This is a genomic window from Cellulomonas sp. URHB0016, assembly GCF_054057935.1.
The window spans coordinates 429,810-448,391 of the sequence record NZ_JBSRZU010000001.1 but is presented as its reverse complement, the minus strand read 5'-3'; the positions used below and the strand labels follow the sequence as shown (position 1 = coordinate 448,391).

Below are 18,582 nucleotides of genomic sequence, written 5' to 3'. Positions count from 1 at the left end.
TGGCATTCCCGACGATCCGGACGGTGTCCCACGTCGCGGAGCGTACAAGGACGCCGTCCGCGAGGTCGGCTCCGGCCATCGTGTCCAGGTCGCCCGTCCAGTGCGTCTGTGCAGGTCGCAACGACCCCGTCCCGCGCGTCCGCGTTGCCGTGGCGGGTGCTGCTCGCTAGTTTCGTTGTCACGGTCCCGCGCATCTGACGTGGATCGCAGGCCCACTGACGAGAAGGTGACGCGCGTGGCTCTCCCCCCGCTGACTCCCGAACAACGAGCCGCAGCGCTCCAGAAGGCCGCCGCTGCACGGCAGGCTCGAGCCGAGGTGAAGAACCGCCTCAAGTACTCGCAGGGCACCCTCTCGGAGGTCATCGAGCAAGGACGTCAGGACGAGACGATCGGCAAGCTCAAGGTCGTCGCGCTCCTGGAGTCCCTGCCCGGCGTCGGGAAGGTCAAGGCGCGTGCGATCATGTCGGAGATCGGCATCTCCGACACCCGACGGGTGCGTGGGCTCGGCCCGCACCAGGTGAAGGCTCTGGTCGAGCGCTTCGGGTGACGCGCCGGTCGCCGACGACCCGCGCGCACGAGGAGTACAGCACCACACATGACGACGACGCCCGCCCGGCTGACCGTTCTCGCCGGACCTACCGCCGTCGGCAAGGGCACGGTGTCCGCCGACATCCGCGCCCGCTACCCGCAGGTCTGGCTGTCGGTGTCCGCGACGACGCGCTCACCGCGGCCCGGGGAGGTCGACGGGGTGCACTACCACTTCCTGTCGGTCGACGAGTTCGAGCGGATGGCCGCTCGGGGCGACCTGCTCGAATGGGCCGTGGTGCACGGCCGGAACCGGTACGGCACGCCTCGCAAGCCGGTCGAGGACCGGCTGGCCGCAGGCGAGCCGGCGCTGCTCGAGATCGACCTCCAGGGTGCGCGGCAGGTGCGGGCGTCGATGCCTGACGCGCGGTTCGTGTTCCTCGCTCCGCCCTCGTTCGACGAGCTGGTGCGCCGGCTCGTCGGGCGTGGGACGGAGGACGCGGAGGAACGCGAGCGGCGACTGCAGACGGCCCGCACGGAACTGGCCGCCGAGTCGGAGTTCGACCACGTCATCGTGAACGACGACGTGCACAGGGCGACCGACGCGCTGGTCGAGGTCATGGGAATCCCGACCAGGTAGGATCGACGCAGATCTCTCGCCCGAGACCCACCCCCTGACGTACGGAGACCACCGTGTCCGGAACCGTTGCCGCCCCCACGGGCATCACCGACCCGCCCATCGACCAGCTGCTCGAGCGCGCCGACTCCAAGTACGCCCTCGTGCTGTACTCGGCGAAGCGCGCCCGCCAGATCAACGCCTACTACTCGCAGCTCAACGAGGGCCTGCTGGAGTACGTCGGGCCGCTCGTCGAGACCCGTCCCCAGGAGAAGCCTCTGTCGATCGCCATGCGCGAGATCGACGCGGGTCTGCTGACCTCCGAGGCCACGGAGGGCTGAGCCTCCGCCCATGCGGATCGTCCTCGGGGTCGCAGGCGGCATCGCCGCGTACAAGGCCGTCCTCCTGCTGCGTGAGCTCCGCGAGGGTGGCCACGAGGTGCGTGTCGTGCCGACGCCCGCGGCCCTCGAGTTCGTCGGGCGTGCCACCTGGGAGGCGCTGTCCGGCCAGCCGGTGACGACCGACGTCTTCGAGGACGTCGACCAGGTCGCGCACGTCGCGGTCGGCCAGCGCGCGGAGCTCGTGATCGTGGCCCCCGCGACGGCCGACCTCCTGGCCCGTGCCGCGACCGGGCGCGCGGACGACCTGCTCACGGCGACCCTTCTGGTCGCGCGCTGTCCGGTGCTGATGGCGCCGGCGATGCACACCGAGATGTGGCAGCACCCCGCCACGGTCGCCAACGTCGCGACCCTGCGTGCCCGGGGCGTCCACGTGCTCGACCCCGCGTCCGGGCGGCTCACGGGGGCCGACACCGGGCCCGGTCGGTTGCCGGAGCCGGCGGCGATCGCCGCCGCCGCACTCGCTCTGGTCGGACCGCGCGATCTCGCCGGCCGTCATGTCGTCGTCACCGCCGGCGGCACCCGGGAGCCCCTGGACCCGGTGCGGTTCCTCGGCAACCGGTCGTCGGGCCGGCAGGGTGTGGCGCTCGCGCGGACGGCCGTCGCCCGTGGGGCGCAGGTCACCCTTGTCGCTGCGAGCATGTCGGTCCCGGCGCCCCCAGGCGTCGAGCTGGTGCAGGTGGAGACGGCGGCAGAGCTGCGCGATGCGGTGCGGACCGCTGCGAAGGTCGCGGACGTCGTCGTGATGGCGGCGGCCGTCGCTGACTACCGGCCCGTCGCGAGCGCCGCCGCCAAGATCAAGAAGCGGGCGGACGGCTCCGCGCCGACGCTCGAGCTCGTGCAGACGACCGACATCCTCTCCGAGCTCGCGCGCGACCGGCCGCGCCCGGGCCAGCTGGTCGTCGGCTTCGCCGCGGAGACGGGTGACGAGCAGGGCTCGGTACTGGACCACGGGCGGGCGAAGGCAGCCCGCAAGGGCGCCGACCTGCTCGTCGTGAACGCCGTCGGTGACGGGCTCGGTTTCGGCACGGACAGCAACGAGGTCACGGTGCTCGACGGGACGGGCGCTGTGGTGGCGCGGTTCGCCGGGTCGAAGGACGACGTCGCGCACGGAGTCTGGGACGCCGTCCTCGCGGCGTCGTGAACGTGTTCTCGGACACCCCTGGTCGGCCGTTACGCTGTCCGCCATGATCGAGCCGAGCCTGCGCCTGTTCACGTCCGAGTCCGTGACCGAGGGGCACCCCGACAAGGTCTGTGACCAGATCTCCGACGCGATCCTCGACGCGATCCTGGACCAGGACCCGCAGGCGCGCGTCGCGGTCGAGACCATGGTGACGACGGGCCTCGTGCATGTCGCCGGCGAGGTCACCACGAGCGCGTACGTCGAGATCCCGCAGGTGGTCCGCGAGGTTGTGCGGGGCATCGGCTACACGTCGTCGCACATCGGGTTCGACGGGGAGTCCTGTGGCGTCTCCGTGTCGATCGGCCAGCAGTCGCCCGACATCGCGGCCGGTGTCGACAAGGCCATCGAGGTCCGCGAGGACACGTCCGACATGGATCCGCTGGACCTGCAGGGCGCCGGCGACCAGGGACTGATGTTCGGGTACGCGTCGGACGACACGCCGACGCTGCTGCCGCTTCCCATCTGGGTCGCCCACCGGCTCGCCGAGCGGCTCGCCGCCGTCCGCAAGGAGGGTGTCGTCCCGGGGCTGCGCCCCGACGGCAAGACGCAGGTGACCATCGGGTACGACGGTGACCGGGCGGTCTCCGTCGACACGGTGGTCCTGTCCACGCAGCACGACCCGGACGTCCAGCTCGAGACGACCCTGCGCCCGGCCATCGCCGAGCTCGTCGTCGCGCCGGTGCTGGCGTCGCTCGACCTGGACGCGAGCGGCCACCGGCTGCTGGTGAACCCCACCGGCACGTTCGTCGTCGGCGGCCCGCAGGGCGACGCAGGTCTCACCGGTCGCAAGATCATCGTCGACACCTACGGCGGCATCTCCCGTCACGGTGGTGGTGCGTTCTCGGGCAAGGACCCGTCCAAGGTCGACCGGTCGGCCGCCTACGCGATGCGGTGGGTCGCCAAGAACGTCGTCGCCGCCGGGCTCGCCCGCCGGTGCGAGGTCCAGGTCGCCTACGCGATCGGCAAGGCGCACCCGGTCGGTCTCTACGTGGAGACCTTCGGCACCGCGACGGTTCCCGAGGCTCGGCTCACGGCGGCGATCCGCGAGGTCTTCGACCTCCGCCCCGCCGCGATCATCCGCGACCTGGACCTGCTGCGGCCGATCTACCGGCGCACGGCGGCGTACGGCCACTTCGGTCGGGAGCTGCCCGAGTTCACGTGGGAGCGCACGGACCGGGTGGCCGACCTGCAGTCCGCGGTCGGCTGATCGCTCCTGCCGACCGGCGTGCCGGTCCGGTCGTGGATGGTGTGATGGGCGCGTGGAGGTGACGGACGGCGGCGAGCAGCTGATGCTCGACGGGCTGCCCGCACCGCAGGCACGCCGACGGGTCCGCGCGGCCACGGGCGGCCAGCCCCTCGCGGAGCACCTGCCCGTGGCGCGGGTCGCGATCGACCTGCCGCCCGCACACCTCGACCGGCCGTTCGAGTACGCGGTTCCCGCGGGCCTGGCGCACGGCGCCACTCCCGGGACGCGCGTCAAGGTGAGATTCGGCCGGCAGGACGTCGACGGCTACGTGCTCGAGCGCGTGGACACGGCCGAGCACGAGGGCGAGCTCGTGGCGCTGCGGCGGGTCGTGTCCGACCTGCCCGTGCTCACGCCCGCCGTCGCACGGCTGGCCCGCGCGGTGGCGGACCGGTGGGCCGGCACGCTCGTCGACGTGCTGCGGCTCGCGGTGCCGCCGCGGCATGCCCGGGTCGAGTCGGAGCCGCCCGCCGCTGCCGCCGAGCCGTTGGTCCCGGCATCGACTGCGGCGGCGTGGGCCCCGTACCGTGGCGGACCCGCGTTCCTGCAGCACCTCGCTGCCGGTGCCGCACCGCGGGCGGTGTGGACCGCACTGCCTGGTTCGGCGGGGGAGCGCTGGCCCGACGCCGTGGCGCAGGCCGTCGGCGCGTGCGTGCTCGGCGGCCGCGGGGCGCTCGTGGTGGTCCCGGACGCCCGGGACGTGGACCGCGTCCTCGAGGCCCTCGCTGCGGTGGGCGTGCCGCGCTGGGCGCCCGCGCGGCCGCAGGGTGCGGTCCGGCTCATGGCGGACGACGGACCGGCAGTCCGGTACCGGGCGTTCCTGGCGGCGCTGCGCGGTGGCGCACAGGTGGTCGTCGGCACACGTGCCTCGGCGTTCGCGCCGGTGACGGACCTCGGCCTCGTCGTGTGCTGGGACGACGGCGACGGTCTGCACGCCGAGCCGCGGGCGCCGTACCCGCACGTCCGCGAGGTGCTGGCACTGCGCTCCGAGCTCGAGGGGTGCGGATTCCTCGTCGGTGCGCACGGACGGACCGTGCAGGCGCAGTCGCTCGTCGAGAGCGGGTGGGCCCGTGAGGTCGTCGCGGACCGGGCGACGACCCGGTCGCGGACGGCGCGGGTGCTCGCACTCGACTCCACCGAGCTCGCCCGCGAGGGTCCCGCGGCGGCGGCACGGTTGCCGACGCCGGCGTGGCGCACGATCCGCGACCGGCTCGAGGCCGGTCCTGTCCTCGTGCAGGTGCCCCGCGCGGGGTACCTGCCTGTGGTCGCGTGCGGCCGGTGCCGGGCGTCCGCCCGGTGCACCACGTGCCACGGTCCGCTCGGCCTCGCCAGCGCCGATGGCACCCCGACGTGCGGATGGTGCGGGCGGCTCGCCACGGGATGGCGGTGCGACGAGTGCGGCGCGCGGGCGCTGCGGGTCCGTGCACGTCGGCTCCCAGCGGACGGCGGAGGAGCTCGGTCGGGCGTTCCCGGGCGTGCCCGTGCGGGTGTCCGGTGCACGGTCGGCCGGGGGAGTGCTCGCCACGGTGTCCGACGTCCCGGCGCTGGTCGTCGCGACGCCCGGTGCGGAACCGGTCGCGTCCGGGGGGTACGCCGCCGCCGTGCTGCTCGATGCGGCGGTCAGCGCGGGGCAGGGCCTCGGGGCTGCGGAGGACGCCGTGCGCCGGTGGCTGGCCGCCGCCGCGCTGGTCCGGTCGTCGGTCGACGGCGGCCAGGTGCTGCTGGTCGGCGACGCGCCGGAGCGTGCGGCGCAGGCGCTGGTGCGCTGGGACCCGGTCGGTCTCGCGTCGCGCGAGCTCGACGAGCGTGCCGAGCTGCGGCTGCCACCGGTCGTCCGGCTGGCGTCGGTGACGGGTCCGCGCGACGCCGTGACCGCCGTGGTCGAGCGGGTCGAGGGTGTCGAGGTGCTCGGGCCCGTGCCGGTCACGGGCGGCGGCAGGGTCACCGAGCGGTCGGCGCCGGGGGCGCTCGAGCCCGACGTCCGAGCGCTCCTGCGGGTGCCACGCAGCCAGGGTCACGCGCTCGCCCGCTCGTTGGCCTCGTCGCTCGCGGTCCGCAGCGCGCGGCGCGAGGGCGGAACGGTCCGGGTGCAGCTGGACCCCACGGACCTCACGTGACGGCGCCCGACGCGGTCGTGCTCGACCTCGGGAACGTCGTCGTCCGGTGGGACCCCTGCCTGCCCTTCGTGGGGCGCATGGAGCGGTCTGCGGTCGACGCGTTCTTCACCGACGTCGACTTCCCGGCGTTCAACCACCAGCAGGACGCCGGTCGCTCCTGGGCGGACGCGCGGGCGGAGATCGAGATCCGCTTCCCGCAGCACCTCGGCGCGGTCGACATCTACGTCGAGCACTTTGCGGACACGCTGCCCGGTCCGGTCCCCGGCACGGAGGCTTTGGTCCGGGACCTGCTCGCGGCGGGCGTCCGGGTGCTGGGGCTCACGAACTGGTCGGCGGAGACGTTCCACCACGCCGAGCGCGTGGCGCCTGCCGTCGGCCTGCTGCAAGGTGTCGTCGTCTCCGGGGAGGTGGGGCTGGCGAAGCCCGACCCGCGGATCTTCGAGCTCCTCGCCGGCCGGTTCGGGCTCGGCCCGGCGCGGACCGTCTTCGCGGACGACTCCGCGCCGAACGTCATGGCTGCTGCCGGTCTCGGCTTCAGCGCGGTGCTGTTCACGTCCGCGGACCAGCTGCGTGCGGACCTCGTCGCGCTCGGGATCGACCTCCCTGCCGTCTGACACGGGCGCGCAGCGCCGACCGGCTCCGTGGTCACCGGCCCGGACTGCCCGGGCGCGCCACCTAGGATCGACGCCATGCGTCTGCTCTTCGCCGGTACCCCTGCGGCCGCGGTGCCGTCGCTCGAGGCGCTCCTCGCTTCCCGGCACGAGGTCGTGGCGGTGCTGACCCGTCCCGACGCCCGCTCCGGCCGGGGCCGGACGCTGGCGCCCAGCGACGTGAAGGTGGCCGCGACCGCCGCCGGTCTCGAGCTGCTCAGCCCGCCGAGCCCGAGGGACGACGACTTCCGGGCCCGGCTCGCGGACCTCGCCGTGGATGCCGCCCCGGTGGTGGCCTACGGTGCGCTGCTGCCCGCGACGGTCCTCGACGTGCCGACGCACGGCTGGGTCAACCTGCACTTCTCCGTGCTGCCGGCATGGCGGGGGGCCGCCCCGGTGCAGCGCTCGATCATCGCCGGCGACGAGGTCACCGGGGCGTCCACGTTCCGGATCGAGGAGGGTCTCGACACGGGGCCGGTCTACGGGACGCTCACCGAGACGATCCGGCGCCGGGACACCGCGGGCGAGCTGCTCGAGCGGCTGTCCGTCGCCGGCGCCGACCTGCTGGTCCGCACGCTCGACGCCATCGAGGACGGCATCCTGAGCCCCGTGGAGCAGCCGGCGGACGGGGTGAGCATCGCGCCGAAGATCGAGGTCGACGACGCGCGGGTGCGGTGGACCCACCCGGCGCACTCGGTCGACCGTCTCGTTCGTGGCTGCACGCCGGCGCCCGGTGCGTGGACCACCCTGCCCGACGGGTCCCGGCTCGGGCTGGGGCCGCTGGTCCCCGTCCCGGAGGTCGACGACCTGGCACCCGGGCGGCTGCGGGTCGCCAAGCACGAGGTGCTCGTCGGCACGGGTGGGCACGCGGTGCGGCTCGGCGACGTGACACCCCCCGGCAAGCGCCCGATGCCCGCCGCGGACTGGGCGCGCGGTGCCCGGCTCGACGACACGACGGTGCTGGGGGCCGGCGCGTGAGCGAGGGACCTGACCGCCGGGACCCCCGGGGTCGCCAGCGCGGCACCGCCCGTGTGCAGGGGCGGACGCAGCGGACCTCGACGGCTCCGTCCGAGCGCCGCCGGACCGGCGACCCGGCCCGGCGGGCCGCGTTCGACGTCCTGCGCGCCGTCGCCGACAGCGACTCGTACGCGAACCTGGTGCTGCCGCCGATGCTGCGGGAGCGGCGGATCCAGGGCCGTGACGCGGCGTTCGCCACCGAGCTCGCGTACGGGACCCTGCGCATGCGCGGCCGGTACGACGCGGTCATCGAGCAGGCGGCGGCCCGCCCCACGGACCGGATCGACCCGCCGGTGCTGGACCTGCTGCGGCTGGGCACGCACCAGCTGCTCGGCATGCGCGTGCCACCGCACGCCGCCGTGTCGGAGACCGTGGGGCTGGCCCGCGAGTCGGTCGGTGCGGGCGCCGCGCAGTTCGTGAACGCCGTGCTCCGTGCGGTGGGGCGTGACGACGTCGCCGCCTGGGAAGGTCGGATCGCGGACGCCGCGGGCGACGACCCGATCGCGCGTGCGGCCGTCCTGCAGAGCCATCCCGTGTGGGTCGTCCGTGCGCTGCGCGAGGCCCTCGTGGGCAGCGGTCGCGCGGCGGACGAGATCGAGGCGCTGCTCGCCGCCGACAACGTCGCACCGCGGGTGACGCTCGTCGCGCGGCCCGGTCTGGCGGACGTCGAGGAGCTGCTCACCGCACGAGACACGGCCGCCGGGACGCTGGCGCCCACCGCGGTCGTGCTCGCCGGTGGGGACCCCGCGGCGGTCGACGCGGTCCGTGACGGACGCGCCGGGGTCCAGGACGAGGGCAGCCAGCTCGTCGCGCTCGCGCTCGCCGCGGCCACGCTCGACGGTCCCGACGAGCGATGGCTGGACCTGTGCGCCGGTCCCGGTGGCAAGGCGGCCCTCCTGGCGTCGGTGGCCGCCGGGCGCGGGGCGCGACTCGTCGCCAACGAGCTCCAGCCGCACCGCGCACGGCTCGTGGAGCAGGCGCTGCGCGCCGTCCCGGCGGGCGCGGTCGAGGATGTCCGGACGGGTGACGGCCGCACCACCGGCACCGAGGAGCCGGGCGCGTTCGACCGGGTGATGGTCGACGCCCCGTGCACCGGCCTGGGTGCCCTGCGCCGCCGCCCCGAGGCCCGGTGGCGACGCACGCCCGCCGACCTCGCCCCGCTCGGTGCCCTGCAGCGCGAGCTCCTCGGGTCCGCCCTGCGGGCGGTCCGCGTGGGGGGTGTCGTCGCGTACGTGACCTGCTCGCCGCACCTCGTCGAGACCCAGCTCGTCGTCAAGGACACGCTGCGCGCTGCGGAGAAGGCGGGGGTGACCGCGGAGCCGATCGACGCGCCCGCGGTGGTCCGCGCGCTGGCCGGCAGCCCTCTCGACCTGCCGGAGGGCCGCACCGACGTGCAGCTGTGGCCCCACGTGCACGGCACCGACGCCATGCACCTGACGCTGCTGCGCCGCACCGCCTGACGGGCCGACCGGCAGGCGGCACCGCGGTGAGCCTGCGCGTGACGGTGGACATCCGCGCCCGAGATGTCCGGGTGGACACCTACACTCACGGCCCGTGACCTCGCGGACGTTCGCCACCGCCTCCCACCTGGATGAGCACGGCCTGATCCTCGCCCTGGCACCGGCCCTCACACCGGCCGGGACGGACGACGACCCGAGCTTCTTCCACGGTTTCGCCGCGCACCCGCAGGTCCTCGCCCGGGGCCTGGTCACGCTGGCGGACATCACCGCGACCCGCTACGTCCAGCACGCGCCGTCGTCACTGCGTGACCCGGTGCTGACCGCGCACGGCGACCGGCTGCGGGCGGAGTGCTTCTCGGCGTGCAACAGCGTGTACGCCCGTCTCGACCTGCTGCCAGACGGCATCGACGCGGGCGAGGTCGCGCACGGGACCACGAACGTCGACATCGGGTTGGCGACGAGGGCCGCGCTGACGCAGATCGGGCGGGACCGGCTGCTGCACGTCGACGTGGGGCGCACCGGCCTGACGGTGTCGAGCCCGGACTCGACCGTCGCGGAACGACCGGTGGAGATGCCCCGTCGCTGGGTCCGTGCGCTCGGCAACGTCGCGGAGCTGCACCACCGGCTCGTCCCGGCGTTCACCGTCGGTGCGGCGCACGCGACGGCGTTCGTCGCGAGCCTGCCCGCCGTCACCAGCGCGACCCGGACGGGGTGGCTCACGCCCGACCGCACCGGCGTGCGGCTCGGGGCTCGGCGGACCGCCGACGGTGTGCTCGTGGCGGGACTGAGCCGGCTGAGCGCCGCGAAGCGGCTGCTGCCGCACATCACAGGCCTCACCGTCCACGGCGGCGGGGAGCCGGGACCCGTGGTCGTCGAGCTGACGCTCCCCGGGGCGCGGCTGGTGCTCGGCCTCACCGACGAGGCGTGGCGCGGGTACTCCGGCGAGGGCTCGCTGCTCGCGTCGCTCGCCGGTGCGACGGTCGCGGAGGACGTGGACCTGGTGAGCGCCCTCCTGGCGTTCGAGCCCGTGATCGACGTGCCGGCCCTGGTCCGCCGGTCCGGTCTGGACCACCCCCGGGTCAGCGCGACGCTCGCCGTCCTCGCCGCCGACGGGCGGGTCGGCTGGGACGTGCATGACGCCGCATGGTTCCACCGCGAGCTGCCGCACGATCCGGCGCGCATCGAGAAGGACAACCCACGGTTGGTCGGCGCACGCCGCCTCGTCACCGACGGGGCGGTGTCACCGGCGGTCGACGGCTGGAGCGTGCGCAGCCGCACCGGCGGACCCGACCATCGGGTGACGGCCGGCGGCCGCTGCACCTGCACCTGGTTCCTCGTCCACGGCACGGGACGCGGGCCGTGTGCCCACGTCCTGGCCGTCCAGATCCTCACGGAGGCTTCCGCATGATCACTGCCCGGACCGCGGCGGCCGTCAAGGTGTTCACCGACCTCGGCTGGGCGTCGGCGGGCCTGGCCGACGCGGAGACGCGGCCGCTCGGCACCCCCGAGCAGCAGCGCGTGGCCCGCGACGGCCTGGCGTCGGGCGACTGGGGCGAGTGGGGCTTCCTGGAGCCGGAGGTCTGGGACTGGGTCCGGTGGGTCGATGCCGACCCGGACCTGCTCGCGGTGTTCGCGGTCCGGGTCGGGGTCGACGCACGTCGGACGGCACGGCTCCTGCGTGATGCCCACGCCATCGACGACGAGCTCGCGACGCGGCTCGTGGAGGCGCGTGGCCCGGACTTCGCGGCGCGGTTCGTCGCGGAGGGCTGCCGCTCCGTCCGGCGGGACGGGGAGCACGCGACGAGCGACCACGCGGGTGCCCTCGTGCGGCTCGTCGACCGGTGCGACCTGCCTGTGCCCGAGGACGTCGAGTACCTGCGGGACTGGTCCGTGTACGCCCTCGGCGTCCTCACCGGCGGCGGGGAGCTGCACCCGCACGACCGCGGCTGGTGCGAACCGGGGGTGATCGAGCGGCGCCTCCCCGAGCACGTCCGCGCGGCCGTCGGCGCCGGGGTTCCTGGCACCGGTCCGTTCGGGTCCGTCGTGCCGGCCGCCGTCGCTCGCGGCTGGTTGGCGCGTGACGAGGCCGTCGACCTGGTGCTCGCCGCGCTCGACGCCGCCCAGCGGCCCGGCGACCGCAAGGTGTGGGCTCAGGTGCTGACCGGCCCGCTCGGCCTGACGGACGACGAGCTCGTCGAGCGTGCCGACTCGCTGGTCCCCGTGCTCGCGCACGGTGACGGGCCGGTCATCTCGCTGCTCGCTCCGCGGCTGATCGCAGGCGTGCCCGAGGACGTCCTCCGCGACGTCCTCGCGGTGACCCTGCCGGTGCGGACCACGAGGGTGGTGCGCCTGCTGCTCACTGCGGCCGCAGACCGCCCGCGGCCGCGCGGTGACGTCGTCGACGCCGTCACGTCGCTCGTCGCGCCCCACACGGCGAGCACGGACCGCGCGCTCGCCCGCGCCGCCGAGGTGCTCGTGCAGGCGTGGGGGATGTCCGCCCGGGACGTGGCGGACGAACCGGTGGTGACCGGGCTGTGGCGGGCGACGCCGCCCGTCTGGGACGCCCCCCGCTTCGAGGCGGGCACCGTCTCCGGTGCCGCCCTCACGGATGCGGCGGCGGTGCTGACGGGACGACCCGAGGGCGTCGTGGACGTCGAGGTCGAACGCTTCCTCGCGCTCGCGAACGCCGTCGCCGCGCAGGACCGGGAGGCGGCCAGAACCGCGCTCGCCGGGGTGCGGACGTCGTGGGTCGGCGGTCTGCGCGGCGTGGCCGCGTGGGTCAAGGGCGAGCAGCCGGAGATGCTCGACAGCGGAGCCACCCGCCATCGGCGGGCGGTCGTCTGGCGCCCCGCCGAAGCGCGCGAGGCGGCGGTGATGCAGCGGCTCGGTGAGGTGCCGGTGCTGCTGTCCACGCCGACCTGGGTGGACCTGCGGATCGACCCCGCCGACCTCGTCGAGCGGCTCACCACGTACGCCGCCGCCGGTGCCGTCGCCAGCGAGGCCGACCTGTACCTGGCGTGCACCCGTGCCGACCTCGCGCTCGTGACCGACGAGGTCCGCGCCGGGCTCGACGACCTGCCGGTCCCCGTGGTGCTGCAGGACGGCACCCATGCCACGGTCACCGCCGGTCCGACCGTGCGGGGGTATCTCGACGCCCCGTTCCGGGAGCCGGCGCTCCGGCTCACCACGGACGCGGACGAGTGGGAGTGCCCGCCGCTCGGGGTCCCGCCACGGGCGCTCGCCCCGTTACCGGCGCGGCACGGCACCCGGGACACCTCCGACATGCCGGGGATCGAGACGTTCCCCGCCTGGGGCGACGCGACGCGAGGGCTGCAGCAGTCGGCCGACCCGGACGTCGGGCTGCTGCTCCGGCAGCACGCGCGCCGGGCGACGCCGCTGACCCCGGGGCTCGCCGTGAACCTCGTCGCCGCCCAGCGCGGGTTCCACCCGGCCGCCGCAGCCGACGGCGTGACGGCCGTCCACGAGGCGTGGGAGCGAGGGCTGCTCCGCCCCGGCGTCGCCGACGTCGCGCTGCTCGACTGGGCGCGCACGCCGTCGAACCTCGCGGCCCTGGCACGGGCGTGCGGCGGGCTCGCCGCCGAAGGGCTGCTCAGTGTGGTGTGGCCCCTGCTCGACGACGTGCTGCTCGCGTCCCTGCGCGCACCGCGCATGCTCGCCGGGACGGCGGAGGTGGCGCTGACGATGCGGTCCCTGCTCCCCGCGGTCCTCGACGCGGTCGGGTGCGGCGACGCCGTCCCGACCGCCCTCGACGTGCCCGGTGTGCGGGCGCTCGCCGGCCGGTCGGGGTCGTCCAACGCCGTCACCGCAGCACGCGCAATGGTGGACCTGCTCCCGCCCGAGGTGCCTGCCGCCACACCCGTCGGGAACGAGCGCGCCCGCCGCTCGTTCGACGAGGTGTGGGCGCCCGGTGCGGGCACCCGGCCGGCCGTCGACGACGGCGCCGGCCTCACCGTCCGGTGGGAGGACCCGACGGCCGCCAGCAGGATGCTGGCCGTCGACGTCACGCTCGCGCATGTGCCCGGCGAGCCGTACCGCGTGGTGAAGAGATCGTTCTACGACCTCGGGAACGAGGGGCGGTGCGCCGCGCTCTCGGCGGCCGGGGTCGCCGCAGACCCGCCGGGCTCGGGCCGGGCCGACGCCTGGCTGCACTGGGACGAGTCGGCCGGTCGCCTCGTCGCTTCCCCGCACCGGGACCGGCGTGGCGCGCAGGACGCTCCGCTGCGGACCGGCGACCCCCTGCCGCCGCTGACCACGTCGATGGTCGCCGTGGTTCTGGCGAGCCTGTGCCACGACTGCGGCTCGACCTACGAGCAGCGCGAGATCATGGGCCAGGGGCTGTTCGGGTCCGCGGCGGTCACGATCGCCGTCCGGGCCCTCGTCGCGCAGCCCGACATCAGCCCGGCCCGCATGGTCCGGCTCCTCGAGTCCGACCCCACCACCCTGCCCGTCCTGTGGCCCGTGCTCGTCGAGTCGGTCCGGCACGCCGCCGGCGTGGCCGGGCCCCCGCCCCGCTGGCTCAACAGGGTGCTCGACGTCACGCTCCTGCACGCGCCACACCTGCGGGAGGCCGCCGGACGGGGGCTCCTGTCCGACGACGCCGCGACGTGGCCCGGCCTGGCCGAGCTCGCCGCCCGGCCGGGGGAGTCCGCGGTGCTGCGCAAGGCGCGCGAGCTCGTGACCCGGCTCGCGCCTGTGGGGTGAGCCGGCGTCGACGAGGCGGCCGCGCGCCGCGCCGATACGCTGGCGTGGTGTCCGCGCTGATCAACCCGAGCATCCTGTCCGCCGACTTCGTGAACCTGGAGCGGGACCTCGGCCGGATCGCTGCCGCCGACTTCGTCCACGTCGACGTCATGGACAACCACTTCGTCCCCAACCTCACGTTGGGCGTTCCGGTGGTGCGCCGCATCGCGGAGGTCTCGCCGGTGCCGCTCGACGTGCACCTGATGATCGAGGACGCCGACCGCTGGGCGCCGTCCTACGCCGAGGCCGGTGCCGCGTCGGTGACGTTCCACCTCGAGGCGGCCCAGGCGCCCGTCCGCCTCGCCCGCACGCTGCGGGAGATGGGAGCACGCGTCGGTGTGGCGCTGCGGCCCGCCTCCCCGGTGGAGCCGCTCCTCGACCTGCTCGACGAGATCGACATGATCCTCGTCATGACGGTCGAACCCGGCTTCGGTGGCCAGTCGTTCATCGAGGGGACGTTGCCGAAGATCCGCCGGGCGCGTCGGGCGATCGCCGACGCCGGCGCCGACACCTGGATACAGGTGGACGGCGGGGTGTCGCGGGCGACGATCGGGCGGATCGCGGCAGCCGGCGCGAACGTGTTCGTCGCGGGGTCGGCGGTGTACGGCGCAGCGGACGTCGCGGCGGAGATCGTCGCCCTGCGCCACCTGGCCGACGAGGCGCTCGCCGCGCCCTGACGCCGCACCCGACCCTCGACGCCGGCCGGGCACTCGGTGTCCGGTCGGGCCCTGACCTGCGGCGCTCCTCGGCGGACGCGCCTGTTCGCGGGTCGGACGGCGGCGGGGTCGGGAATGTGCCGTGTGGCATGATCGTTGGCGCAGTACAGAACACACGTGCTCCGGGGTCGGTGTAATTCCGAGCCGGCGGTGACAGTCCGCGACCCGCGCGTCCCTCACGGGACGAACGGTTGACCTGGTGGAACTCCAGGACCGACGGTGAAAGTCCGGATGGGAGGAAGTACGTGGCGTCGCGTGCCTTCGGCGCGCGGCGTTGTCGCGGGTCCTTCCTGCGTCCCCCGGAGCCTGAGCGCACCCGGGAGGTGGCGATGACGGGCACGACGGCACAGCATGCGGCGCTGCCACAGCCCGCGACGGACGTCACGGACGTCGAGCTCGAGGCGATGACCCGCGCGGTCGCCCTCGCTCGGCGCGGACCCGCCCACGGACCCAACCCCCGGGTCGGTTGCGTGCTCGTCAGCCCCGGCGGTCAGGTGGTCGGCGAGGGCTGGCACCGCGGTGCGGGCACACCGCACGCCGAGGTCGCCGCGCTCGCCGACGCAGCCGGCCGAGGTGCGGACCTGCGAGGTGTGACGGCCGTCGTGACCCTCGAGCCGTGCAACCACACGGGCCGCACCGGCCCGTGCACCGAGGCGCTGCTGGCTGCGGGGGTCGCGCGCGTCGTCGTCTCCGTCGAGGACCCGAACCCGCAGGCCGCCGGGGGAGCCGAACGCCTCCGGGCAGCCGGGGTGCAGGTGCGGACCGGGGTGCTGGCCGAGCAGGGCCGGGCACTGCTGGGCGTCTGGTTGCCGTCGGTGGAGCGTCGCCGCCCGTTCGTCACGCTCAAGCTCGCCACCAGTCTGGACGGCCGCGTCGCGGCGGCGGACGGCAGCAGCCGGTGGATCACCTCCGACGTCGCCCGCCGGCACGCCCACGACCTGCGCGCCGAGGTCGACGCCATCGCCGTCGGCACCGGGACAGCGCTGGCCGACGACCCGTCGCTCACGGCACGCAACGCGGCGGGCGAGCTGCACGGCCACCAGCCCTTACGTGTGGTCGTCGGCCGTCGGGACGTGCCGGCCGGCGCCCGGCTGCTCGGCCCGGGCGGCGAGCTCGTGCACCTGCGGACGCACGACCCGGCGGCCGTCGTCGACGCGCTGTGGCAGCGGGAGGTCCGGCACCTGCTCGTCGAGGGCGGCCCCACGCTCGCGGCCGCGTTCCTCCGCGCCGGACTGGTCGACGAGGTGCACGCCTACGTCGCGCCGGTCCTGCTGGGCTCCGGGCGCCCTGCCGTCGGGGATCTCGGCATCGGGACCATCGAGGACGCGCTCCGCCTGACGACGCAGAGCGTGCAGCCCCTGGGTCCGGACGTGCTGGTCGTCGCGACCCCTGTCGGCCCCACCCATCCCGCGCCGGCAGAGACCGGCGCACACCCTGCAAGCACGGACGAGGAGCACTGATGTTCACCGGGATCGTCGAGGAGATCGGCACGGTCGAGATGCTGGAGGTGGCCGACCAGGACGCGCGGCTGCGGGTGCGAGGGCCGCTGGTCGTGTCCGACGCGTCCCTGGGTGACTCGATCGCCGTCTCGGGGGTGTGTCTCACGGTCACCGAGCTGCCGGGCGACGGGACGTTCGTCGCGGACGTCATGCCGGAGACGCTGCGCCGGACGGCGCTGGGCGACCTCGAGGTCGCGAGCGTCGTCAACCTCGAGCGAGCCCTGCAGGTGGGCGGCCGGTACGGCGGTCACGTGGTGCAGGGGCACGTCGACGGCGTGGGCACGGTGAGGTCGCGGACGCCCGGGCCCCGGTGGGACGACGTCGAGATCGAGCTCGACAGGGCGCTCGCGAGGTACGTCGCGGAGAAGGGGTCGGTCACCGTCTCCGGGGTGTCGCTCACCGTGACGCACGTGGCCGACGACTCGTTCGGCGTCTCGCTCATCCCCACCACGCTGGAGGCGACGACCCTCGGTGCCCTGGCCGTGGGTGCTCGGGTCAACCTGGAGGTCGACGTGCTGGCCAAGTACACCGAGCGGCTGCTCGCGACGGCAGGGGTGCTGCGATGACCGCCCGGGTCGGCACGGTCGAGGAGGGGCTCGCCGCGCTCCGCGCAGGCCGCCCGGTGCTGGTCGCGGACTCACCGGACCGGGAGAACGAGGCCGACGTCATCCTCGCCGCCCAGTCGGCGACGCCCGAGTGGATCGCGTGGACCATCCGGCACTCGTCCGGCTACCTCTGCGCGCCCATGCCCGCCGCGCGAGCGGACGCCCTCGACCTGCCGCTCATGGTGCCGCACAGCCAGGACCCCCGGCGCACGGCGTACACGGTGACCGTCGATGCGGCCACCGGCGTGACGACCGGCATCTCGGCCTCGGACCGGGCGCGGACCCTGAGGGTGCTCGCCGACCCCGCGTCGGGCCGGGAGGACCTCATCCGGCCCGGGCACGTGCTGCCGCTGCGCGCCGTGCCCGGCGGGGTGCTGCACCGGGCCGGTCACACGGAGGCGGCCGTGGACCTGTGCCGACTGGCGGGCCTCGAGCCCGTGGGCGCGATCGCGGAGCTGGTGGACGACGACGGCTCGATGACCCGGCTGCCGGCCGCCGCCGCGCTGGCGGAGGCCGAGGGGCTGGTGCTGCTCACCATCGCGGACCTGGTCGCCTGGCGCCGGGAGCACGACGAGATCGTCCCCGAGACGGCCGGACCGCCCGTGCTGCACGACCGCGTGCACGCCACCCACACCGCGTACCTTCCCACCCGCCACGGCGACTTCCGGATCCACGGGTACCGCGACCTGCGGACCGGCGACGAGCACGTCGCGCTCGTGTCGACCGCCGGTCTCGCCACCACACCGGTCGTCCGGGTGCACTCGGAGTGCCTCACGGGTGACGCGTTCGGCTCCGCCCGCTGCGACTGCGGTCCGCAGCTCGACGCCGCGCTCGCCCTGGCCGCCGAGCAGGGTGGCGCCGTCGTGTACCTGCGGGGCCACGAGGGCCGCGGCATCGGGCTGCTCGCCAAGGTCGCCGCCTACGCGCTGCAGGACGCGGGCCGCGACACGGTCGAGGCGAACCTCGACCTCGGCTGGCCCGCGGACCGCCGCGAGTACGGTGCCGCGGCGGCGATCCTCGCGGACCTCGGCGTCCGGCGCGTCAGCCTGCTGACGAACAACCCCGCCAAGGTCGCCGGCCTGCGGGCGCACGGCATCGACGTCGCCGAGGTGCGTGGCCTCGAGGTGGGTCGCACCCCGCAGAACGAGGAGTACCTGCGCACCAAGGCCACGTCCATGGGCCACCTGCTGCACCTGGCGGTGGGGACCGAGCGCGAGGCCATCGCAGTGGCTCCCGTGCTCGCCGCCCCGGCGCCACCCGGCGTCGACACGACCGACCACATGTTCGAGAACCTGGAGGACCTGGCATGAGCGGTGCGGGAGCGCCCACCCTGAACGTCGACGGCAGCGGCCTGAAGGTCGTCGTCGTCGCCGCGAGCTGGCACACGGTCGTCATGGACGGGCTCCTCGCGGGCGCGCGCCGTTCGCTCGCGGCGGCCCACGTGGAGGACGTCACCGTCGTCCGCGTGCCCGGCACGTTCGAGCTGCCCGTCGCCGCGCGGGCGGCCGCTGCGGCGGGCGCCGACGCCGTCGTCGCGCTCGGCGTCGTCATCCGGGGGGGTACGCCGCACTTCGAGTACGTGTGCTCGGCGGCCACGTCGGGCCTCACGGACGTCGCGGTGCGCACCGGGGTGCCCGTGGGCTTCGGCGTCCTCACGTGCGACGACGAGGCCCAGGCCCTCGACCGGGCGGGGATCGACGGGTCGCACGAGGACAAGGGTGCGGAGGCCGCGGAGGCCGCCGTCGCGACCGTCATGGCACTGCGGGGGCTCTGACGGGGGTCGGACCACCCG

General features: G+C 75.1%; 15 protein-coding genes, 1 pseudogene and 1 riboswitch. All 16 genes and pseudogenes read left to right on the top strand.

Annotated elements, in window-relative coordinates; genetic code table 11:
* The first annotated feature begins 235 nt into the window (after positions 1 to 235).
* The 16 genes and pseudogenes from mihF to ribH all read left to right on the top strand — a co-directional run bounded on the left by mihF (position 236) and on the right by ribH (position 18,564).
* Complete coding sequence (gene mihF, locus ACVW07_RS02110; RefSeq protein WP_456817636.1) at positions 236 to 547, top strand: integration host factor, actinobacterial type; 312 nt, start codon at positions 236 to 238, stop codon at positions 545 to 547.
* Between the two features lie 48 nt (positions 548 to 595).
* Positions 596 to 1,165 (top strand): guanylate kinase, encoded by a 570-nt coding sequence (gmk, locus tag ACVW07_RS02105; protein WP_456817635.1) that lies wholly within the window; start codon positions 596 to 598, stop codon positions 1,163 to 1,165.
* Between the two features lie 53 nt (positions 1,166 to 1,218).
* Positions 1,219 to 1,482 carry a DNA-directed RNA polymerase subunit omega gene (gene rpoZ, locus ACVW07_RS02100; RefSeq protein ID WP_203749630.1) on the top strand — a complete coding sequence of 88 codons (264 nt, stop codon included), beginning with the start codon at positions 1,219 to 1,221 and terminating at the stop codon, positions 1,480 to 1,482.
* 10 nt (positions 1,483 to 1,492) lie between these two features.
* Positions 1,493 to 2,683 carry a bifunctional phosphopantothenoylcysteine decarboxylase/phosphopantothenate--cysteine ligase CoaBC gene (gene coaBC / locus ACVW07_RS02095; protein WP_456817634.1) on the top strand — a complete coding sequence of 397 codons (1,191 nt, stop codon included), beginning with the start codon at positions 1,493 to 1,495 and terminating at the stop codon, positions 2,681 to 2,683.
* Positions 2,684 to 2,726: 43 nt separating this feature from the next.
* The gene (metK, locus tag ACVW07_RS02090; RefSeq protein WP_456817633.1) at positions 2,727 to 3,929 is read left to right on the top strand and encodes a methionine adenosyltransferase; all 1,203 of its coding nucleotides are present in this window, start codon (positions 2,727 to 2,729) and stop codon (positions 3,927 to 3,929) included.
* Positions 3,930 to 4,011: 82 nt separating this feature from the next.
* A pseudogene (locus ACVW07_RS02085) lies at positions 4,012 to 6,082 on the top strand (primosomal protein N').
* Positions 6,079 to 6,696 carry an HAD family hydrolase gene (locus tag ACVW07_RS02080; RefSeq protein ID WP_456817632.1) on the top strand — a complete coding sequence of 206 codons (618 nt, stop codon included), beginning with the start codon at positions 6,079 to 6,081 and terminating at the stop codon, positions 6,694 to 6,696. Before ACVW07_RS02085 ends, ACVW07_RS02080 begins: the two are co-directional and overlap by 4 nt.
* Positions 6,697 to 6,771: 75 nt before the next feature.
* Positions 6,772 to 7,710: a methionyl-tRNA formyltransferase gene (locus ACVW07_RS02075; protein WP_456817631.1), complete on the top strand. Its 939-nt coding sequence runs from the start codon at positions 6,772 to 6,774 to the stop codon at positions 7,708 to 7,710.
* Positions 7,707 to 9,209, top strand: coding sequence for an RsmB/NOP family class I SAM-dependent RNA methyltransferase (locus ACVW07_RS02070; protein WP_456817630.1), 1,503 nt, complete (start codon positions 7,707 to 7,709; stop codon positions 9,207 to 9,209). Before ACVW07_RS02075 ends, ACVW07_RS02070 begins: the two co-directional genes overlap by 4 nt.
* Positions 9,210 to 9,303: 94 nt before the next feature.
* The gene (locus ACVW07_RS02065; protein ID WP_456817629.1) at positions 9,304 to 10,617 is read left to right on the top strand and encodes an SWIM zinc finger family protein; all 1,314 of its coding nucleotides are present in this window, start codon (positions 9,304 to 9,306) and stop codon (positions 10,615 to 10,617) included.
* Positions 10,614 to 13,931, top strand: coding sequence for a DUF7824 domain-containing protein (locus ACVW07_RS02060; protein ID WP_456817628.1), 3,318 nt, complete (start codon positions 10,614 to 10,616; stop codon positions 13,929 to 13,931). Before ACVW07_RS02065 ends, ACVW07_RS02060 begins: the two co-directional genes overlap by 4 nt.
* A gap of 47 nt (positions 13,932 to 13,978) precedes the next feature.
* On the top strand, positions 13,979 to 14,647 hold the full coding sequence (rpe, locus tag ACVW07_RS02055) for a ribulose-phosphate 3-epimerase (RefSeq protein ID WP_456817627.1): 669 nt from the start codon (positions 13,979 to 13,981) through the stop codon (positions 14,645 to 14,647).
* Positions 14,648 to 14,799: 152 nt separating this feature from the next.
* Positions 14,800 to 14,935, top strand: a riboswitch (FMN riboswitch).
* 80 nt (positions 14,936 to 15,015) lie between these two features.
* On the top strand, positions 15,016 to 16,146 hold the full coding sequence (ribD, locus tag ACVW07_RS02050) for a bifunctional diaminohydroxyphosphoribosylaminopyrimidine deaminase/5-amino-6-(5-phosphoribosylamino)uracil reductase RibD (protein ID WP_456817626.1): 1,131 nt from the start codon (positions 15,016 to 15,018) through the stop codon (positions 16,144 to 16,146).
* Positions 16,146 to 16,751: a riboflavin synthase gene (locus tag ACVW07_RS02045; RefSeq protein ID WP_456817625.1), complete on the top strand. Its 606-nt coding sequence runs from the start codon at positions 16,146 to 16,148 to the stop codon at positions 16,749 to 16,751. The genes ribD and ACVW07_RS02045 overlap by 1 nt, the downstream gene beginning before the upstream one ends.
* Entirely contained in the window at positions 16,748 to 18,100 is a 1,353-nt protein-coding gene (ribA, locus tag ACVW07_RS02040; RefSeq protein WP_456817624.1) for a GTP cyclohydrolase II, read from the top strand. Before ACVW07_RS02045 ends, ribA begins: the two co-directional genes overlap by 4 nt.
* Positions 18,097 to 18,564: a 6,7-dimethyl-8-ribityllumazine synthase gene (gene ribH, locus ACVW07_RS02035; protein ID WP_456817623.1), complete on the top strand. Its 468-nt coding sequence runs from the start codon at positions 18,097 to 18,099 to the stop codon at positions 18,562 to 18,564. Before ribA ends, ribH begins: the two co-directional genes overlap by 4 nt.
* Positions 18,565 to 18,582: the final 18 nt, after the last annotated feature.

Excerpts from the sequence above, each read along its gene's own strand:
- gmk (WP_456817635.1), top strand. The coding sequence starts at position 596 with ATGACGACGACGCCCGCCCGGCTGACCGTTCTCGCCGGACCTACCGCC.
- coaBC (WP_456817634.1), top strand. The coding sequence starts at position 1,493 with ATGCGGATCGTCCTCGGGGTCGCAGGCGGCATCGCCGCGTACAAGGCC.
- metK (WP_456817633.1), top strand. The coding sequence starts at position 2,727 with ATGATCGAGCCGAGCCTGCGCCTGTTCACGTCCGAGTCCGTGACCGAG.
- ACVW07_RS02075 (WP_456817631.1), top strand. The coding sequence starts at position 6,772 with ATGCGTCTGCTCTTCGCCGGTACCCCTGCGGCCGCGGTGCCGTCGCTC.
- ACVW07_RS02060 (WP_456817628.1), top strand. The coding sequence starts at position 10,614 with ATGATCACTGCCCGGACCGCGGCGGCCGTCAAGGTGTTCACCGACCTC.
- ribD (WP_456817626.1), top strand. The coding sequence starts at position 15,016 with ATGACGGGCACGACGGCACAGCATGCGGCGCTGCCACAGCCCGCGACG.
- ACVW07_RS02045 (WP_456817625.1), top strand. The coding sequence starts at position 16,146 with ATGTTCACCGGGATCGTCGAGGAGATCGGCACGGTCGAGATGCTGGAG.
- ribA (WP_456817624.1), top strand. The coding sequence starts at position 16,748 with ATGACCGCCCGGGTCGGCACGGTCGAGGAGGGGCTCGCCGCGCTCCGC.
- ribH (WP_456817623.1), top strand. The coding sequence starts at position 18,097 with ATGAGCGGTGCGGGAGCGCCCACCCTGAACGTCGACGGCAGCGGCCTG.